This window comes from Pseudoalteromonas sp. MMG024, assembly GCF_021654175.1.
Classification (GTDB): domain Bacteria; phylum Pseudomonadota; class Gammaproteobacteria; order Enterobacterales; family Alteromonadaceae; genus Pseudoalteromonas.
Genome location: NZ_JAKFZO010000004.1, coordinates 174,422 through 193,827, shown reverse-complemented (window position 1 = coordinate 193,827; position 19,406 = coordinate 174,422). Strand labels below are relative to the sequence as shown.

Below are 19,406 nucleotides of genomic sequence, written 5' to 3'. Positions count from 1 at the left end.
GCGGTGGCTTTTTTAACGAATATAGAGGAAGTCTCCGTGAGCGCGGCTGAACAAATAAACCAACTTAAAGCACAAATTGAAAATTACAATTATCAATACTATGTGCTAGATAATCCGACGGTACCGGACGCTGAGTATGACCGTTTAATGCGTGAGCTGATTGCATTAGAAGAGGCAAATCCAGCGCTTAAATCAGCAGATTCGCCAAGTCAGAAAGTCGGCGGTATGGCGCTTGCTGCATTTGAAAAAGTAAACCACGAAGTACCGATGTTGTCGCTTGATAATGCGTTTGATGAAAGTGAGTTTTACGCATTTGATAAACGTATGAAAGACAGACTTAAAGATGCCAGTGATTTAGCGTTTTGCTGTGAGCCAAAGCTCGACGGTTTAGCCGTGTCTATCTTGTATGAAAACGGTGTATTAGTGCGTGCTGCAACACGTGGTGATGGTCAAGTTGGCGAGAACATTACTGAGAATGTAAAAACTATTCGCAACGTGCCGCTACGTTTGCGTGGTGAGTCAATTCCAGCGCGTTTAGAAGTACGCGGAGAAGTGTTTATTGACGATAAAGGGTTTGCCAAACTTAACCAAACGCAACAACAAAAAGGGGATAAAACCTTTGCTAACCCGCGTAATGCGGCTGCAGGTAGTTTACGTCAATTAGACCCTAAAATTACCGCCTCTCGCCCGTTGATGCTTTATGCCTACAGCACAGGCGTGGTTGAAGGATTTGAGCTGGTAGCAACCCATTATGAGCAATTAATGCAGCTAAAAGAGTGGGGCTTGCCAGTATGCCCTGAGATTCGTACTGCAGACAACGCCAAAGACGCCTTTGCCTATTATTCAGATATTCTTGCTCGTCGTGCCGCGCTAGGCTATGAAATTGACGGCGTAGTAATCAAGGTTAACGATAAAGCGATTCAGCAAACTTTAGGCTTTGTAGCCCGTGCGCCGCGTTGGGCAATAGCTTGTAAGTTTCCAGCACAAGAAGAATTAACCACTTTATTAGATGTTGAATTTCAGGTTGGCCGCACCGGCGCAATTACGCCGGTTGCCCGTTTAGAGCCTGTCTATGTTGGCGGCGTAACCGTATCTAACGCCACTTTACATAATGCCGATGAAATTGAACGCCTGGGCGTACACATTGGTGATACTGTGATTATTCGCCGCGCAGGAGATGTGATCCCGCAAGTCGCAAGTGTCGTGCTCGATCGTCGCCCAGAAAATAGTAAAGAAATTGTATTTCCGATAGCGTGCCCTGTGTGTGAATCGCACGTTGAACGTATTGATGGTGAAGCTGTTGCGCGTTGTAGTGGTGGCTTGGTGTGTGAAGCGCAGCGCAAAGAAGCGATTAAGCACTTTGCTTCACGTAAAGCGCTCGACGTTGATGGTTTAGGCGATAAAGTGGTTGAGCAGTTAGTTGATCGCAAGCTGATCCAAACACCAGCTGACCTATTTAGTTTAAGCCAAGGCCATATTGAGTCGCTTGAGCGTATGGGGCCAAAGTCGGCCGAAAATTTGGTTGCAGCACTTGAAAAAGCCAAGCACACCACACTTGCTAAGTTTTTATATTCCCTTGGTATTCGTGAAGTAGGTGAGGCGACAGCGCAAAACTTAGCGAATCATTACAAAACCCTTGATGCATTACAAAACGCCTCAATAGAGGGCTTACAAGACGTTTCAGACGTAGGTGAGATTGTTGCTAAGCACGTTTATTACTTCTTTAAAGAAGAACATAATCAAGAGGTGATTGATGCATTAATCGCTGCTGGCTTGCACTGGCCAGATATCGCTGAAAAGTCACAAGATGAAATGCCGTTGGATGGTTTAACTTATGTGTTAACAGGTACACTTAATCAAATGGGGCGCAGCGAAGCAAAAGCTAAACTTCAAGCACTCGGTGCAAAAGTGTCGGGCAGCGTTTCCGCTAAAACACACGCGTTAGTCGCTGGTGAAAAAGCAGGTTCTAAGCTCACTAAAGCACAAGATTTAGGCATTGAGGTCTTAACTGAAGACGATATGTTAGCGTTATTTGCAAAGTACGAGTAATCCATGTCTGAATTCGTGAATATGCTCAGTTCATTCAATAGCCAAGTTGCGACTTGGCTTGCACCGTATTTGAGTCAAATAGTATTGATAGCGCTTATTTGTTTAACGTCGGTGTATGGCGCGAGTCTAAATAAAGCGGTAAAGAGATTAATCGGTCAGCAAAACTTTGTTGCACGTACGTTTGTATTTATTTTAGTAACGGGTGTTGGGATCGGTAGTTTAATTGTATTTGTTAGCCCTTATTTGGTAACCATGATTAAACAAATTGATCGCAGTTATTTACCGTTAACCGTATTGCTGTTGTTTGTGGTACTAGGCGTGTTAGCTGATAGGAAAAATCAAGTATGACACGCTTTGGCCCAGAGTATTGGGACAAAAACGGTTACTTTAGAGCACCAATCGGCTTTGTGCTAGTGTTAGTGCTCCTTTTAAGGCCTTATATTTTATGGCTCTTTGCAGCTGCATCACGGCGAGAAGATTTAAACCTAATGGCGATCTTCTACCCGCAAAAACAACAGTTTTTTGTTGCACTTGCTATCGCTGGGCTTAGCATCATCGTCACTTTTTGCTATTTATTTAGGCGCCCGAATGCCATGCAGTGGCCTAAACATATTTGGCGCTACGCGCGCTGGCTGTTGCTTGGCAATGTGGTGATGGATTTAACTTGGTCACTATTACAAGCAAAAAGCCAATATTACAGCTTCTCAATAGGTTTAGCCGTGCAACTGGTGTTACTCAGTTGGGCAGGGCTTTATTTACTTAAAAGTCGTTATTTAAGCGTTTATTTTAACGAGTGGCCCGAGCCGGAAACAAAAGAGAAAGATTAGCAAGTTATAAAACCGATTGAATCATCGGTTTTAATTTATCGAGCCTAGCCTGTTGCTCTGCGTCGAGTTTGGCGTTATTTATGGTGTCCATACAGCGAGAAATCATAGCTTTATTAAGACTTTGGCTGCCAGGGTGTTTCGTATCTAACATCACCTGTAACAAGTTTAATGCGATGTTGGCGTTTTTTGGCATAATGCGAAACGCTTGAGTAAAGTAATTAAGCGCTTCTTCGTATTTGCCTTTTTCGTAGCTATGCACCGCATTATTGTTTAATTCTTTTGGTGAATGGCGAATTTCATCACGTTCTTGTTGCTCTTGCTTAAGATAGGCGTTCAGAGCTGCGTTATCGCTTTGGTATTTGCCACAATGCTCGGTTAACTTGGCAAACAATTGATTTGCTTTGTGGTGCATGCCTAACTCATGAAACGCTTTGGCTTTATCGAGAGTATCATCTACTGAGCGGATGATAGGCTGGTCTTCTAGTTGTTCAACGAGCGCAATGGCTTTTGAGCGTTCATCTTTTAAATAGTGAATACGCGCATTGATCACATCAATTTGTTCTTGTGCTTTGCTGTCTGGGAACTGTTTGCGTAATTCAGATAAACACTCGTTACTTTGTCGGGTGAGGCGATTTACGATATCGGCTTGGTCGAGCGTGAGGGCATAATCAATACCTGCGCGGGCCAAATTTAGGTATATGTCCGGCTTATCGTGCATTGAGTGCTTAGCGTATTTCACAAGCTCTTTATTAACGCGGAAATGCTTTTCATGATCGTGATTGTATTTGCTTAGAATAATCAGATCTTCTTGGCGTTCAATATTGCGCGGCGCTAGCTTAGAGGCCAGCGACAAATAATGTTGTGCCTGTTGATAGTTTTCTAAAAACAGTTCTAACTTACCCAGTAAATGATACCCCACTAAGCGGGTTTCAGGTTTGGTTAGCATAACCTCTAATATATTTTTAGCTTGGGTAAATTCACTGTTTTGAATGTAGGCTTCAACTAAACCAACACGTGCCCACGTAAATTTTTGAATATTCAGCACAGATTTAAAGAAGTCGATGGCTTCTGCGGTGCGTTTTAAACGCAGTAATAGTTCACCACGCAACTTTAAAAGAATAGGGGATAGGTGATTTTTACTGCTGTCTGCCAGCATTTCATTAACGTAGCGTAGTGCTTTTGAGTCATTGCCAACATCAATAAAATCGTAAATTTGCGCCAGTGCTTGTTTGCGCTTTAATAGCTTAATAATGCGTTCACCAAATACTTTCAATGAAAAAGGTTTTGCTATAAAGTCATCTGGTTGAAGTTCAATCACACTGTGTACTAGGCTAGTGTCGGTTTCTGCACTAATAAAAATAAAGCCACAAATGTTTTTAATTAAACGCTTGGTTTTTAGTTCTTCGTATAGTTGGTAGCCGTCTTTGAGTTTACCAAGGTTAAATGAGCATAAAACCAAATTAAAGGTATGCTCTTGGCAAAGACCCAACGCCATTTTTGCATTTTCAGCGATTGAAATATCACTAAAGCCTAAGCTTTCAAGCGATTGTTTCATATAGCTTAATGCCAATGGTTGATCGTCTATAAGTAAGATACTGGATTCGTATAAGCGTTTATTTTTCATCGCATTTCTATCTGCGCGGTCATAGTTAAACTATATAAAACAGTGGCAATAGTAGCAATAAATTAACGTTGAAATAGTGAATTAGTTTTGATTTTAAAGGAATTTTTAATAAGAGGTAGGTTCAATATGGTGGGTCGTACTGGACTTGAACCAGTGACCCTCGCCTTGTAAGGGCGATGCTCTCCCAACTGAGCTAACGACCCATATTGATATTCTATAATGGTGGGTCGTACTGGACTTGAACCAGTGACCCTCGCCTTGTAAGGGCGATGCTCTCCCAACTGAGCTAACGACCCATTATAGATTTTAATTTAGTGGTGGGTCGTACTGGACTTGAACCAGTGACCCTCGCCTTGTAAGGGCGATGCTCTCCCAACTGAGCTAACGACCCGCTAAATTAAAGTGTTTTGCAATGGTGGGTCGTACTGGACTTGAACCAGTGACCCTCGCCTTGTAAGGGCGATGCTCTCCCAACTGAGCTAACGACCCATGCAAAACTGTGACTAAATGGTGGGTCGTACTGGACTTGAACCAGTGACCCTCGCCTTGTAAGGGCGATGCTCTCCCAACTGAGCTAACGACCCCAAATAGTCATTTCTAAAGTGGTGGGTCGTACTGGACTTGAACCAGTGACCCTCGCCTTGTAAGGGCGATGCTCTCCCAACTGAGCTAACGACCCGCTTTAGAATAACAACACATTGCTGCGTTGTTGTGGGGCGCTATTATAGATTTAGTTCAACTATAGTCAATACTTGTTTTCACAAAAATGTGTTAAGTGGCCTTAAAATGAACAACTTGGATAAATGTCAAACGCCTTGAGTGCTTTTAGAGCAAGTGTTAGCGCTTAAGTTACGTTTTTGGGCTGTTTTTTGTACGCCTAACACTTGAAATTCTATTGGCACTCGACAAAAAAGTGAGTTTTTATTGCAATCGCGATGAATTTATTAGTTTAGCAGCGCTTTGGTAGCCTTCTTTTTCAAGATATTGCTCGATTTCTGTTATTGATTCTGCAGCAGTTGAGTAATGGGCAATTAAGTAATCATAGATTTTGGTGACTTCTTGGCCATTATTATTTATTGCGAAATAGGCGAGCAAGCGAATAAGGTCATCTTTGCTGGGTATTACTTGAAAGCCGAACTCCTTTTGTAGCGCACTATAGTGTACGAGTAACGGCCCTAATCCAGCAATTTTTGTTTCATAATTGGCTTGCCAGTGTGAAAAGCGTGTTTGAAATGCGTTTACTAAAGCGATTACTTTACTTGATTGGTGACTATATTGAGCATACTTTTCGTTTGTGAGCGACAAAGATGGATGTTTTTCTAACATAGTAACCAACGAATTAAATGGTTGTTGCATATGTTCACCTTCATTTGCAATGCTCAAAAACAGGTGCGCTTTTAACGCTGTTACCGATTGAGCAAGTGAAACAATATAACCATCGTCAAGTGAAGGGCTAAAGATAAAATAATCGTTAAATAATGGGCTTTTTGTTAAAAACTGTTCCATCGCAAAGCGCCCCGCATTTGAATGACCAATTAATATTGAATAATTCGCGGTGCGGTAATTGTTCTTTATATACGGGATCAGCTCAGACGTGAAGTGTTGCCTAAATAAGCGTGCATTTTCAGTTATGTTAGCGTCATTAGGTTGCAATTGCGCACCTTTGCCAATGACTTGCACAATTATAAACTCGGGTATTTCATTTTTTAATGTATCGCTGATGGATTGAACAAGCGTAAAATCCCACTGCCCATGCAATACGTAAATTACAGGGTAGGACTGGTTCAAGCGTGTACCATATGATGTGGGAACACTTACCTTAAAAGTAACCTGTGCATTTAGGCACTTTGAGGTGAGAGATTCATTATTCACTTCTGCAAAAGTGCTTATGCTTAAAAGCAATAGGAAACAATAAAGCGCAGTTTTCATTGGATTGTCCTTGTGTGTTAAAGTCGAACAACTTTGTCAGTTGAACAAAAAAACACAAGGATTCAGGCCTTTAGAATAGCTTAAGTTTTACTTAGGGCAGGGCAGCACCGTATTATGCACGATTCTCAGCAGTATAGTTACCATACCTTTCAGTTTGATTTTTCTCGCTGTGAGGTTGTTACAACAAGTGGAATAAGTGAACTCGAACCTAAAGTAATGGCGGTGCTTGAGTTGCTTTATCATAACCAAGGTAAAGTAATAAGCAGCGAGGATATTTTTAACCAGGTGTGGCCGGGGCGAGTTTTTAACGCTAGCTTGATACAAAGAGCGATTGCACTTATTCGCAAAGCCCTTAATGAACAAGCGGCAACTGCGAACTATTTAATTACATATCCTAAAAAAGGCTATTGCTTAAAAGAAGAGGCCGCAAAATTTAGTGGGAATCGGATAAAACTATTTCTTTTGGCGATAAGTGTTTTAGTGTTTTTTGTTGTGGGGGTTGTCGCTCATGTATATAAAAAGCAACATTTAGCACCTATGCACTTCACATCATTATCACCACTGACACACAAACAACAGAATGTGTTTGCGTTTTCACAAAATAGAAATACCAATGAAATGCTATTTGTTAAAGAGGGCGACTTAGGATCAGCGTTATGGTTAAAAAGTGGCGTGAATGAAAGTGAAATTTTTAATACGCCGCAAAAAATAACTCATACATTTTGGTTTAAAGGTCAACCTGCATTTACAGCGCGCAACAATCATCAAGGTACTGATGTCTTAGTGTTAAATCATTTGGGACAAGCAAACCAGTTATTTAGTGTTGAGCATTTAATGAATGTAGCGCCTAAAAGTGTTGGGCAACGCATTTATATTGCTCATTTGAATCAAATAACCGTATTTGATGATAAAGCTGCTAAGTCGCAAGTGTTTTCGGTATTTGAAAATGCGAAAGGTGTGATTAGTTTTTCAGTCTCGCAAGATCTAGAAAAGGTTGCGGTATTGACCGATGAAGGGCAAATGCGCAAAGCGGTTTCAATTATCAATGTTAAAACGAATACCAAAGAGCGTATTTTTCAAGGTGTTGGTAATTACACATCACTTGATTGGCATGCAAGCGGCTTACAACTATTACTGGCTAAGAATACCCAACTTATACTTTTGGATGTTGAACGTGGCAAAACTGAAGTATTGCCATATGCAACGAACAAAACGATTACCCAAGCGCAGTTTGATAAACACGGTGACGCAATCTTAATTGAACACACACATTTAAATGTAGTACTTACGCTTAAATCAGTTAACGAAAACCCTACTACGTTTAAAAAAATTGATTTGGCTGGTGCGAATTTAATGCCAATATCAAATAGCAGTGGGGATATACTTTTTTCATCAGACTTCTCTGGTGAGCAGGCGCTGTATCGATCTCACAATAATGAATTGACGGTTCTAGCCGAGCTGAATAAAGGGCAGCATTTAAACGGTTTTACCTGGTTGTCTGAAAACACATTTATCTACTCGTTAGGCAAGCAGTTAGTTATTAATGACGGTAACTCGGTAAAACAAATACACTCGCTTTCACATTCAGTGTTTATTAGGCAATTTTTACCGCAACAAAATACACTATTGGTTCACCAGTTGATTAATGGCAAAACGTACCCAAGTACACTGTCATTAGATTCGTTTGAAGTTACTCAGCTAGGTAATGAGCAAGCGAGTTGTGTAACAGGTGATAATAATGGCAATATTTACTTTGTTGAAAATAACAACACCATTAAGCAACGAAATAAAGCAGGGCAAGTCAATACACTGTTAACGATTTCTGATAATAGGGTGGATGATCTTTTTAGTGATGGTGAAGATTTGTTTGCCAGTATTAAAAAGACAGAAGGCTACATGGTAATTCGTATAAACCCACGCACAGCAGAATTTGAAACAATATTGGTAGATGAAAATGCGATATTGGCAGGTGTAGAAAAACAAGGGAAATTTTGGTTTTATCAGGATATCGCCGTTAAATCGACTTTGATGCGGCTATACTAGAGCGTGTTGATCTTTGTGGTCTAAATTCTGTTCAAATCCAAAGCTTTTTGATCGCGACGTTGCTTTGTAGGCCTAGCGGGCTAAGTCAAGAAGCAACAACAAAGAACAAAACGCTTTGGGTTGAACCTGTTAGGCAGCGCTTGTTTGGCATTTATACCGTGTTATCGCTCATTTATGTAAATTAACTACACGACAATCGCTCTGCCTCGTCTAAATTCCAAACAAGCTGCTGCAGAAATAGACAGCAAAGGTCAACACGCTCTAGCTTCAATTATATGTATAAATATTGATAGCTAGGCTGTTGAAACAGGTCGAAAAATCACAATCTTGGTGAACAAGTGTTCATCTTGATTAAAAATGGTGCGAACAATGCACTATGCTTAAAAAAATGTTGACTTTGTTTTGCTAGCTCCATAAAATGCGCCCCGTCTTCAGCGATACACGAGTTATCTCTTGAAGGTGCAGTTTGGGGCTATAGCTCAGCTGGGAGAGCGCCTCGCTGGCAGCGAGGAGGTCTGCGGTTCGATCCCGCATAGCTCCACCAATAACTCTTATGGTTTGAGTATAAATAATCAGTCCTAGTGACAACACCATGTTGTCCCCTTCGTCTAGAGGCCTAGGACACCGCCCTTTCACGGCGGTAACAGGGGTTCGAATCCCCTAGGGGACGCCACTTACTTTTAAGGTTAAGTTTAAAAGAGTGGGGTGAGTCATTAAAAGCTCGTATGGTAAGAGTGAAAATAACCGGTCCTAGTGACAACTCCATGTTGTCCCCTTCGTCTAGAGGCCTAGGACACCGCCCTTTCACGGCGGTAACAGGGGTTCGAATCCCCTAGGGGACGCCACTTACTTTTAAGCTTAGTTTTAAAAGAGTGATGTGAGTCATTAAAACTCGTATGGTAAGAGTGAAAATAACCAGTCCTAGTGACAACACCATGTTGTCCCCTTCGTCTAGAGGCCTAGGACACCGCCCTTTCACGGCGGTAACAGGGGTTCGAATCCCCTAGGGGACGCCACTTACTTTTAAGCTTAGTTTTAAAAGAGTGGGGTGAGTCATTAAAACTCGTATGGTAAGAGTGAAAATAACCAGTCCTAGTGACAGCACCATGTTGTCCCCTTCGTCTAGAGGCCTAGGACACCGCCCTTTCACGGCGGTAACAGGGGTTCGAATCCCCTAGGGGACGCCACTTACTTTTAAGCTTAGTTTTAAAAAAGTGGGGTGAGTCATTAAAAGCTCGTATGGTAAGAGTAAAAATAACCAGTCCTAGTGACACATTATCTTAAAGATACTGCGTCCCCTTCGTCTAGAGGCCTAGGACACCGCCCTTTCACGGCGGTAACAGGGGTTCGAATCCCCTAGGGGACGCCACTTATTCTTAATATACTCTTCTAAATATCTCTGTGTCTAAATCAAGTAACCAGCTCATTTAATTTCGAATTATTAGATAATTGCTATATTATAAACGTCCAAGTTCTTATTGATTTAACGCTGTTATGAAATCACGTGGATTTACGCTTATAGAATTGATTATTGTCATTGTAATACTCGGTGTATTAGCTGTTACTGCTATACCAAGGTTTATGGGGCTATCGAGCGATGCGCGCACTGAAGTGATCAATCAAATCCAAGTAAGCGTTGAACAAGCTAATGATCTTGTTCACTACAAATCTCTAATGAAAAGCTACTCAACACAAGCCGTTCCTGGGCGACCTGATCTCTTTGATGTTGACCTTGATAATAATGGTTCATTTGAGACGCGACTTATGTGGGGCTACTTGGATAATACAGATATTGAGAAGCGCATTAGCTTATCCGACGATCTGCAGATCCAATATCAAGGTATTAGATTCACTTATATTGGTTGGGATTTTGATGGGGATACGCAAATAAGCGATGATAATTGCTATTTTCGTTATACCCAAGCCGCATCAGCCAGCACGCCACCTGTGTATCAACAAGTACTTACTGGTTGTTAAATAAAGCCAAGCGTTAATTAATTTTTTAAATCAACGCTAGAACCGTGTTTAAGCGCATAAATTATTTTTCAGCTCGGTTTCTTGGCTTGAATTATTTTATCGCTTCCAGTTGTTAATTAGATGTCTTAAAACCCAGATTTGAGCGGTTTTAAATTATTGTATTTTAAAGAGTTATTTTTATTGAATAATCTTTCTCTAATGTTAATCTGCCGCTAACTAAATTAACGGGTAACGGCATGTTTGAACAGCAGACTTATATTGAAAAAGATTTCTCTCAACAAGATTTAACTCATAGTGTGTTTAATCAATGTCATTTTTTGCGCTGCAACTTTTCACGAACACAACTGCAAGATACGCAATTTATTGAGTGTGTATTTATAGAGAAAGGCGATGAAATAGGGTGTGATTTTTCATATGCCAAATTGCAAGATGTTCAGTTTATTAGTTGTCAGTTGTCTCTTTGCGCATTTATTGGTGCAAATTGTTTTGGTGCTAAGTTTAATCAGTGTGACCTCAAAGGCGCGGACTTTTTCAGAACGAGTTTTGCAAATCAAATCTCATACCGAAACTATTTTTGCAGTGTTGAAATGACTAACTGCAATTTATCGTATGCGAATTTCGATAATCAATGCATTGAAAAATGTAAGCTCAATAATAACCGCTGGATTGGCGCTAATTTACAAGATGCGTCTTTGTCTGGCTCGGATTTAAGTGGCGGTGAATTTTCACCGGAAAGTTGGCGACAATTTAAGTTAACTGGCTGCGATCTGACCGATATCGATCTAGACGGATTAGATCCCCGTCGAGTGGATTTGACGGGTGTTAAAATTAACCCATGGCAGCAAGCGTCATTGCTAAATTACTTAGGCGTAGTTGTGGTGTAATAAAAGACTATATCTGTTGGTTTGGTTAGCTCAGTGATTATCATGAGCTAACCGATAGCCAATTGGCTACTACTTAAATTTATTTTGTATTAGCTCAATAGAGTAACCATCAGGGTCTTTGACAAACGCAATTTCGGTTGTGCCGCCCTTTACTGGGCCTGGTTCGCGCGATACAACACCACCTAGCGCTTTGATCTCTTCGCACGCAGCGTAAATGTCATCATATTCAATGGCTAAATGACCAAATGCATTGCCATGATCATAGCTATCGGTATCCCAGTTGTAGGTTAACTCAATAACCGCATTGTCTTTTTCGTCGCCATAACCAACAAATGCCAACGTATAACGGTACTCAGTATTTTCAGACCGTCGCAGCTCTTTCATACCGAGTACTTTGGTATAAAACTCAACAGACTTATCTAAATCCGCAACACGGATCATGGTGTGTAACAAACGCATATGTGCCCCTATAAACAGGTTTTATATTTTTACGCTTAACAAAATTGTTGCTTATCGCTAAGCGTAAAACAGTAATTTACTGTTATAGATTATTGGGCCCAGTACATTATTTTTAAAGGCTTTGCGGACAAAGCCTTTAAATAAATTGCTAGCGCCTGAGAAAGGCTAGTTTATTTGGCTGCTTTTGAATTATTCACAATAAAATCGCGCAACGCTTTTATTTTGTTGTTTTCTGCATTTTCTTGCTCGCTCAAACTACACGCGAAGCATTACGGTTGTGTCTGAATAGTCACTTTTTTAAATGTTTTTAATTAATTGATATTTATAGCTTTAATTTCGTTTTAACTATTTCTATTAAATTTTAATAAAAAAGATAGCATCTAAAAAAATCTGATTTATTATTCGCACGCTTCTTGTTGATAGCCAATCCGAGTACATTGCAATTTATTGCAGCAAGGCGATAGAGCAACTATCCAAGAGTGAACTTGAATGTTTAAGTATGTTTAACTCGCTCGAACTCATAATGAGTTTATTTGATTAGTTTAGTTTTATTGACACTGCTCGGAGAATCGCTATGTCTTTAACACCTGTAATGGCCCCTATTACCAATGTTGATGCTTGTCACGGTTTAGTAATTGAAAAACCACAAGCTGAACAATTAGTTGCTCAATTTGGTTCCCCACTTATGGTGCTTGATTGTGATCTGATCAGAACACAATATCGCGCGTTACAGTCTGCATTACCCAATGTTGATTTACACTATGCACTTAAGCCATTACCACACCCTGCGGTAGTAACGACATTACTTGCTGAAGGCGCGTATTTTGATTTAGCAACAAACGGTGAAGTCGACCTCGTTCAATCAGTAGGTGTACCGAGCGAGCGCACAATTCAAACGCACCCAATTAAGCGTGATATTGATATTTCACATGCACTTGCGTATGGCTGCAATGTGTTTGTGGTTGATAACATCAACGAAATTGATAAGTTTGAAAAATACAAAGATCAGGTTGAGTTATTGGTACGCGTTAGCTTTCCAAACCCTGAGGTATTAGCTGACTTATCGAAAAAATTCGGTTGCTTACCTGAAGATGCTATAACACTAATTCAACATGCATTTGATTTAGGTATTCGTATTAAAGGGCTATCGTTCCATGTTGGCTCACAAACCAAAAGTGGTGTGAAATACGCAGATGCGATTACCAAATGCCATCACATTATGTTGGCGGTAATTGATGCGGGTTTACCTGCACTGAGTACACTTGATATTGGTGGTGGTTTCCCTGTGAAATACACACCAGAAGTGCCAAATATTGCTGACTTTTGTGCACCTATTCGTGATGCATTAGCAAAATTACCAGAAACAGTGCGCGTAATTGCTGAGCCTGGGCGTTTTATTGTGGCAACAGCGGTAACTAATATTGCTTCGGTAATGGGGCAAGCGGTGCGCGGCGGTAAAACGTGGTATTACTTGGATGACGGCTTATACGGCTCGTTTAGCGGCTTAATGTTTGATGAAGCTAAGTATCAAATTGATTCAGCGCAAACAACTGGTGAGCGTTTTATGTCGGTACTTGCAGGCCCAACATGCGACAGCATTGATGTGATCCGCGAAGAAATTATGTTACCTAAACTGGAAAATGGCGACCTTATTATCTCAACCATGATGGGCGCGTATACTTCATGTACGGCAACAGATTTTAACTTCTTTAAGCGCGCCGCTACAGTGGTATTAAATGAAGTTGAGAACACCAACCTAGTTGTAAGTGCATAAAGTTCAGATAATAAAGCAAGGCAGAATACTGCCTTTCTTTTTAATCACCTTAAAGCGAAGGGTTTAAAATACTGCCTATAAACAGAGTCTAACGTACAGAGCATGTTAACGTTATTGATCTTGGTGTATCCTTTTTCTAATTCTTTTTAATTATTAGTGAAGTGTATGGCGGTAGATCTGATTCCAACAGTTGTTTATTCGAGTATGATGGGAGTCGTTGTATCTTCGATTGTTCGTGGTGCCAAGTCATATAACTCTAATCAAGGTGTTTATCTTTTTGCTTTACTTGTATTACTGTTAATCCATATTCTAGGTGAGCTTTATATTTTTACAGGTCTGTATCAATATGCCCCTGCAATAGCAGGTTTTCAGCTACCAATTCGAATGTTAGTGGGACCTGCATTTTATTTTTATGCTGCAACAGCAATGTTTGCAAAGTTTAAGGTTACAACCAAGCAGCGTTTCTTTGCGCTTTCAGGGCCTATTGCAATTTTAGTGCTGATGGTGCCATTTTTATTTTTTATTAGCCCAGAGCAAAAGTTAGCATTAGCTGATCCTTTAATTCGAGATCCCAATTTATGGCGCTTAGCAGTCACTACCTGTGTTGTTACCGCGATTGTCTTTCTTGTATTTACCTTTGTTTATTTATTTGCCGCTTTTCGCTTACATGCAAAACATACCGCTAAATTAATGGAAAAGTATTCTGCTATTGAACAGCGGGCTATGGATTGGTTAAAAGTATTGTTGGTATTGTGGGGCTTTATTTGGCTTGTCTACGCCATTAATTATGTTGCTGGATTACTTGGGTTTAAGTGGCACATTATGGGCGCTATATTTCCCTTTATTGAACTAGTTGTTCTGATAACGTTTACACATTTTGCCCTTAAGCAGATAGAGTTTTTTGAAAATGAAGAGGACTCAGAGCTCGAAGATAAACCTCGAGAGACGGTCATTTCACATGATAAAATGGAGGAAATATCAGAAAAACTCATTTTGGCAATGACCGAAAAAACACTCTACAAAGATGAAGACTTGTCGTTAAATCGCTTGTCGAAATCAATCTCAGTAAGCGAAAACTATATATCAGAAACCCTCTCACAATATTTGAAAACTAATTTTTTCAAGTTTGTTAATCATTACCGTGTCGAAGAAGCCAAGGAATTGCTAACCAATAGTGACAAGTTAGTTTCAACCATAGCCTATGATGTGGGATTTAAATCAAAATCGACATTTAACTCGGCATTTAAAACAATGACGGGGACCACACCGACAGCTTATAAAAAAGCGAACATGACTAAAAACCAAACAAATTAATGGCGAATTCGTCCGAATATGCCCATTCGGACGACAAACAAACCCTGTCTTAGCACAATCTTGTTCAAATAATTTCGAATAGAGGGATAGGATATGACTTCGTCAACAGATGATTTATCGGTACTTACAAACGAGGTAAGTGCACAGCAGAAATCTAACATTGTTAAAGCAACACAGCGCAAAATGATTAATTTGCTATTTAAATATTCAGCGATATTTTGGTTTATTGCGATCTTGTTGGGGCAGTGGTTTTTCTTTTATTACATTATGGCGTTTTATGGGTTTTCTGTCATAAACGACAATATTGAAATTTGGAACCGATGGGAAGCTTTTGGAAGCACACCTTTTAAAGTAGGTGATACCATGGGCAATACGGTGTTTGCTGTGCATGCGATTGGTGCGGGTATTGTCGCCTTTGGTGGTGCATTACAGCTTTTGCCGAAATTAAGAGCTTTGGCACCTAAGCTTCATAAAATAAATGGTTATATCTATTTAGTCACAGTTTTTGGCCTTGCATTATCGGGTTTTTATTTAACTTGGGTACGTGGTGCGAGCCCTGATCTGCTGGCAGCAATAGGAACATCCGTAAATGGGTTTCTCATTTTGGGCTTTGCTTACCTAACGGTAAAAACTGCGCGAGCTAAGCAGTTTAATAATCATCGAAAATGGGCAGTAAGACTATTCTTAGTATCAAATGCACAGTGGTTTTTGCGTGTTGGTGTTTTTAGTTACTTGATTACGGGTACCATGCTGGGTGGTAACCCTGCCTTTGGTGATATCTTTTTCACTATTTGGACATTTGCATGCTTTTTACTACCATTAGGCATGGCTGAACTTTATTTTATTGCAGATAAAAAGAAGGGGCTTAAATTAAAACTTTTGGCAACTGCTATTTTGGTCTTGCTTACAGTCTTGATGTTAGTCGGTGTAGTAGGGTTAACCCCGTTTTTGTTACAAGTGTTAAGTGGTGGACCGATTTCGCTCTGATGACTTATAAACAAAGCCATGAAGTTATCTTCATGGCTTTTTGATATTAACAATTTCTATGAAGTTAAATTGGCTTAGTTGATTTTCTCTTTAAACTCGCATAAGTCTTCAATTATACAGCTGCCGCATTTTGGTTTTCGCACTACACATACGTATCGAGTGCGATAGTTGCCCTGGCAAAAAGTACTGAAAAAAGCCTATTATTAAAGTTGAAAATTAAGGTTTTCAACTAAGACTACTTCGCTGTCGTTTGCTTCTAACTGGGTACATAGCCAAGAAATATTTTTTACATCGCTCAAATCGATACCTGTAAGGTGATGACACGTCGCATCTAAATTTGATGAAAATACAGACTCTAGTTGGTTGTTATAAACATCAAGCTTATTTTCAGATTCGCTTTTCACATGAATTATCAAGTGCTGGTCGTGATAAAAGGCAAACTTTAATTCCTGATCAAATGATATTTGTCGGTCTGCCCAGAATAAACCTCCAGCGCCAACTCCTAAAAAATTCCCGTCAGCGTCTTTGGCGAGGAAATCTAAACCGCTAAACCCTAAGAGCTTTGTTTGCTGAGTGGTGAAATTATATTCAATGAACTCGTTGTTGGTTAACTTTAGTATTAAGCTATTAGTTAATGACCAACTCATGACAGTTGCTATTTCTTCTTTGATATCGAGCGCATTAGTTTGTTCCGTTTGGGTATTATGAACATAAATTTTGTGTTGAACGACGAAGGCTAACTGCTTACCAAGTGGAGACCATACCAAAGGAGGTATAAAAGCAATATTTTGGTGATTTTCGAAAGCAAGGTATGTTTGGTTATTATTTCGAATAAATACTTGTGGCTTTCCATTTCTAGTTGATAAGAAAGCGATATCTCGTTTGTTATTAAAGCTAGCTTGGTAATCGGCAAATTTCGTATCGATTGTTTTTTTATACATTGGCTTGCTTTCAACTGGTCGCTTTGTAATTTGCTGCTTGAAAGTTGAGTTCGCTTTATTAGTGTTTTGCCAACGAACAATATCCATATCTTGTCTTACTAATGTCGCAACAAGTGTATTTTGAGAGCTTGAAATATCAGTTAAAACCTCATTTGTCGGCAAACGTATAGGCTTTAATTCGTTATCTTGCATTGCGTACAGTTCACTTGTTAGTTGATTACTGATCAACAAGGATGTTGATTGCTGGTGCCAATGTAAATCGACAATATCTGGCGTATTAACGTCAATATACTCGCTTTGACCTTCACGATTGATGAGGCCAAATTTATTTTCTGTTCCATTAAAATAATGAAAGTAGAGCCCTTGTGGTGAAGCACTAAGTGAGCTGCTAATTACTGAGCTGCCAAGTTCAAGGAGTTTTTTATCACTGTTAGAGACTAAGTCTTGTCGCACTAAAACGTACTCTTGCTTATTTTTATATTGGCCAATAAACCAAACATAACCACTGTCTCCCATTGCGAGTTCGCTAATCTTATTCCACTGACTCAATTCAACAATTAGTTTTTGAGACGGTTGTTTATCTACTTGTAGTTGAAATAACGAAAACAAGCTTTGAGCGTTTTGTATTAGTACTAGTAAAGATTGATTTCGCCAGATGTAATCCACCACAGGGTGTTTAAAATCATATTGTCTAACATTCGATAGGTTAGTTAGGTTACTAAGAAATAAGGCGTTTGGAGCTGACTTACTTTGATAGCTCACATACTTGCCACCGTTTGAAAGTTTCGAATTAAATTCTGCTTGTTGCCCAAAAGTGATGGGTGTGAGACTAACGGAAGGCGTGTTTCCAGTAATTAAGTTGCGACCAAACAGCAATATTATTAACACTGCTATCAAAATTGCTGCAGTGATCGTCATGATATTAGAGGTAATTTTAGGAGTCTTGGTTTCAATATTAGACGTGTGATTTATTTGAGGTGATCTTGGCACCTCTAAGCGATAGCCCAACTTGGGGTGGGTAAATAGAAAAGTCGGATTTTGGCTGGTTTCATTTAAAGCCTTACGAATAATTGCGATAACACGTTGTAAAGAACTGGGCGAGAAAATTCTATCTGGCCAAACAAGAGTAAATAAAGTTTGTTGACTCATGACTTTACCTTGATTGGATTTTAGTTCACACAATACTGCCATTGCTTTAGGCTCAATGGTGACTGATTTTTCGCCGTCAGAAATACTTCCTTTTGCAGGTTCGACATAAAATCGGCCAAGTTGAAAAGCGTGCATACTGCTGTTAATCCCTTAATTTTTAAGGCCTAAGACTTTCCTAAGAGAAAAATAGGACTTTCTAAATTGAATGTTTATGTGATGCGTTGGCAATCTTGAATAGCAATTAGTAAAACAAAAGGAAATAAAAAATTGAAGACTTTTTTAATGATTATTTTACTCGCTATGCTGCCGCTAGGTTGGGTAAATGCAAACCAATTGGGAACGACGTTTACAATTAACTCCAAATACTTAAATGAAGAAAGGAAGATTGTGGTATCACTCCCATCCAATTATGAGGATGAACCGTTTTACAACTTTCCTGTTTTGTATTTAACCGACGCAAGTAGCCAACTCGATCATACTGCTAGCATGATTCACTATTTGTCTGATGGTATCAGCCCAATGATTGTTGTAGGTATTTTCACACCTGATCGCTGGAATGAACTAAAGCCTTATACGCAAGAAAAGCAGCCAAACCTAAAAGCTGAAAATTTAAGAAAGTTTATTGTGGAAGAAGTAAAAGGCTTCATCAACAAAAATTACCGTACGCTTGATTATTCGATTTTTGCAGGGCATTCGTTAGGCGGCTCATTTGCGGTTAACGCTTATATTAAAAATGCAAAAGACTTTGATGTGTTTTTTGCTTTGGCCCCTAATTTTGCCATGGGCAATGAAGTGATGTTCGAACGATTGCCTGATGCATTTCTCCAAAAAAAACAACCTAAGGTTTATTTTCAATTTGAAGGGATTACACCGTTTACAACACCGATAAATAGTTTTGCCCGTTTGAATACTATGTTACTTAAATATCCTCATTTAAACGCGACTCATCAGGTACAGCTGTTTGAAGATGAAGATCACATGACAATACCTCACATCGGCTTATACAAAGGGTTAACCGAAATTTATAAAGACTGGTTTTTATACATTCCGTCAATCATGGAAAATAAAAGTGTTCTTAAAACTCACTTTGAGGGATTATCAAAACGCATCGGATATCAGGTTAATCCGACCGAGTTTTATTTTAGAGATTTAATAGGTGCAATGATTAGCATGGATTATATTGATACCGCAGCATATGCGGCAGAAATGGCGAGAGAAACATACCCTAAATCACATTTTAGCTATGTGTTGTTGGCGGATGTGGCACACGCAAAAAGTGATGCAATAAAAGAGGCTAAGTGGCTTAAAAAAGCGATAGCGTTATCTGCTCACGATACTGCACGACAAGGTGAATATCAAAAAAGGTTGGCGAGTTTATAACGAGTGTTAAAAGCCTGATAGTAAGAGCAAGTTGGCTTGCTCTTACTTTTTTTGTATTGATAAATATTT

General features: G+C 39.6%; 14 protein-coding genes, 12 tRNA genes and 1 pseudogene. 16 read left to right on the top strand and 11 right to left on the bottom strand.

What is annotated here, in order from left to right; genetic code table 11:
• Positions 1-36 precede the first annotated feature (36 nt).
• The 3 genes from ligA to L1068_RS05565 are packed head-to-tail and all read left to right on the top strand — an operon-like array spanning position 37 to position 2,876.
• The gene (gene ligA, locus L1068_RS05575; RefSeq protein ID WP_237129427.1) at positions 37-2,049 is read left to right on the top strand and encodes an NAD-dependent DNA ligase LigA; all 2,013 of its coding nucleotides are present in this window, start codon (positions 37-39) and stop codon (positions 2,047-2,049) included.
• Positions 2,050-2,052: 3 nt separating this feature from the next.
• Positions 2,053-2,397, top strand: a complete 345-nt coding sequence (locus tag L1068_RS05570; protein WP_237129426.1) for a DUF3392 family protein — start codon at positions 2,053-2,055, stop codon at positions 2,395-2,397.
• Complete coding sequence (locus L1068_RS05565; RefSeq protein ID WP_237129425.1) at positions 2,394-2,876, top strand: DUF2919 domain-containing protein; 483 nt, start codon at positions 2,394-2,396, stop codon at positions 2,874-2,876. Before L1068_RS05570 ends, L1068_RS05565 begins: the two co-directional genes overlap by 4 nt.
• A gap of 4 nt (positions 2,877-2,880) precedes the next feature.
• Here the strand turns inward: L1068_RS05565 and L1068_RS05560 are convergent, their stop codons facing one another.
• The 8 genes from L1068_RS05560 to L1068_RS05525 form a co-directional block, all read right to left on the bottom strand.
• Complete coding sequence (locus L1068_RS05560) at positions 2,881-4,500, bottom strand: response regulator (RefSeq protein ID WP_237129424.1); 1,620 nt, start codon at positions 4,498-4,500, stop codon at positions 2,881-2,883.
• 127 nt (positions 4,501-4,627) lie between these two features.
• Positions 4,628-4,703 (bottom strand) — tRNA-Val (locus L1068_RS05555).
• 17 nt (positions 4,704-4,720) lie between these two features.
• Positions 4,721-4,796: transfer RNA gene (locus L1068_RS05550), tRNA-Val, on the bottom strand.
• 19 nt (positions 4,797-4,815) lie between these two features.
• A tRNA-Val gene (locus L1068_RS05545) sits at positions 4,816-4,891 on the bottom strand.
• Between the two features lie 22 nt (positions 4,892-4,913).
• A tRNA-Val gene (locus L1068_RS05540) sits at positions 4,914-4,989 on the bottom strand.
• Between the two features lie 19 nt (positions 4,990-5,008).
• A tRNA-Val gene (locus tag L1068_RS05535) sits at positions 5,009-5,084 on the bottom strand.
• A gap of 19 nt (positions 5,085-5,103) precedes the next feature.
• Positions 5,104-5,179: transfer RNA gene (locus tag L1068_RS05530), tRNA-Val, on the bottom strand.
• 242 nt (positions 5,180-5,421) lie between these two features.
• On the bottom strand, positions 5,422-6,429 hold the full coding sequence (locus L1068_RS05525; protein WP_237129423.1) for an alpha/beta hydrolase-fold protein: 1,008 nt from the start codon (positions 6,427-6,429) through the stop codon (positions 5,422-5,424).
• 114 nt (positions 6,430-6,543) lie between these two features.
• On the opposite strand from L1068_RS05525, the gene L1068_RS05520 reads away from it, so the two are divergent.
• The 9 genes from L1068_RS05520 to L1068_RS05480 all read left to right on the top strand — a co-directional run bounded on the left by L1068_RS05520 (position 6,544) and on the right by L1068_RS05480 (position 11,333).
• Entirely contained in the window at positions 6,544-8,472 is a 1,929-nt protein-coding gene (locus L1068_RS05520) for a winged helix-turn-helix domain-containing protein (protein ID WP_237129422.1), read from the top strand.
• Positions 8,473-8,940: 468 nt separating this feature from the next.
• A tRNA-Ala gene (locus L1068_RS05515) sits at positions 8,941-9,016 on the top strand.
• A 53-nt stretch (positions 9,017-9,069) separates the two neighbouring features.
• A tRNA-Glu gene (locus L1068_RS05510) sits at positions 9,070-9,145 on the top strand.
• A 96-nt stretch (positions 9,146-9,241) separates the two neighbouring features.
• A tRNA-Glu gene (locus L1068_RS05505) sits at positions 9,242-9,317 on the top strand.
• 95 nt (positions 9,318-9,412) lie between these two features.
• Positions 9,413-9,488 (top strand) — tRNA-Glu (locus tag L1068_RS05500).
• Between the two features lie 95 nt (positions 9,489-9,583).
• Positions 9,584-9,659, top strand: a tRNA-Glu gene (locus tag L1068_RS05495).
• A 106-nt stretch (positions 9,660-9,765) separates the two neighbouring features.
• Positions 9,766-9,841: transfer RNA gene (locus L1068_RS05490), tRNA-Glu, on the top strand.
• Positions 9,842-9,966: 125 nt separating this feature from the next.
• A complete protein-coding gene (locus tag L1068_RS05485) occupies positions 9,967-10,449 on the top strand; it encodes a prepilin-type N-terminal cleavage/methylation domain-containing protein (protein WP_237129421.1) in 483 nt (160 codons plus the stop codon).
• A gap of 236 nt (positions 10,450-10,685) precedes the next feature.
• Entirely contained in the window at positions 10,686-11,333 is a 648-nt protein-coding gene (locus L1068_RS05480; RefSeq protein ID WP_237129420.1) for a Qnr family pentapeptide repeat protein, read from the top strand.
• A 69-nt stretch (positions 11,334-11,402) separates the two neighbouring features.
• Here the strand turns inward: L1068_RS05480 and gloA are convergent, their stop codons facing one another.
• Positions 11,403-11,792 (bottom strand): lactoylglutathione lyase, encoded by a 390-nt coding sequence (gloA, locus tag L1068_RS05475; protein ID WP_010559821.1) that lies wholly within the window; start codon positions 11,790-11,792, stop codon positions 11,403-11,405.
• Positions 11,793-12,366: 574 nt separating this feature from the next.
• Here gloA and L1068_RS05470 point away from each other — a divergent pair.
• The 3 genes from L1068_RS05470 (at position 12,367) to L1068_RS05460 (ending at position 15,867) form a co-directional block, all read left to right on the top strand.
• A complete protein-coding gene (locus L1068_RS05470; RefSeq protein ID WP_237129419.1) occupies positions 12,367-13,566 on the top strand; it encodes a type III PLP-dependent enzyme in 1,200 nt (399 codons plus the stop codon).
• A gap of 165 nt (positions 13,567-13,731) precedes the next feature.
• Positions 13,732-14,880 (top strand): helix-turn-helix domain-containing protein, encoded by a 1,149-nt coding sequence (locus tag L1068_RS05465; protein WP_237129418.1) that lies wholly within the window; start codon positions 13,732-13,734, stop codon positions 14,878-14,880.
• A 93-nt stretch (positions 14,881-14,973) separates the two neighbouring features.
• On the top strand, positions 14,974-15,867 hold the full coding sequence (locus L1068_RS05460; protein ID WP_237129417.1) for a DUF2306 domain-containing protein: 894 nt from the start codon (positions 14,974-14,976) through the stop codon (positions 15,865-15,867).
• Positions 15,868-15,941: 74 nt separating this feature from the next.
• Here the strand turns inward: L1068_RS05460 and L1068_RS05455 are convergent.
• A pseudogene (locus L1068_RS05455) lies at positions 15,942-16,025 on the bottom strand (endonuclease III); the annotation flags it as partial.
• 45 nt (positions 16,026-16,070) lie between these two features.
• On the bottom strand, positions 16,071-18,092 hold the full coding sequence (locus L1068_RS05450) for a winged helix-turn-helix domain-containing protein (protein ID WP_275419455.1): 2,022 nt from the start codon (positions 18,090-18,092) through the stop codon (positions 16,071-16,073).
• Positions 18,093-18,239: 147 nt separating this feature from the next.
• On the opposite strand from L1068_RS05450, the gene L1068_RS05445 reads away from it, so the two are divergent.
• Positions 18,240-19,337, top strand: a complete 1,098-nt coding sequence (locus L1068_RS05445; protein WP_237129415.1) for an alpha/beta hydrolase-fold protein — start codon at positions 18,240-18,242, stop codon at positions 19,335-19,337.
• Positions 19,338-19,406 lie beyond the last annotated feature (69 nt).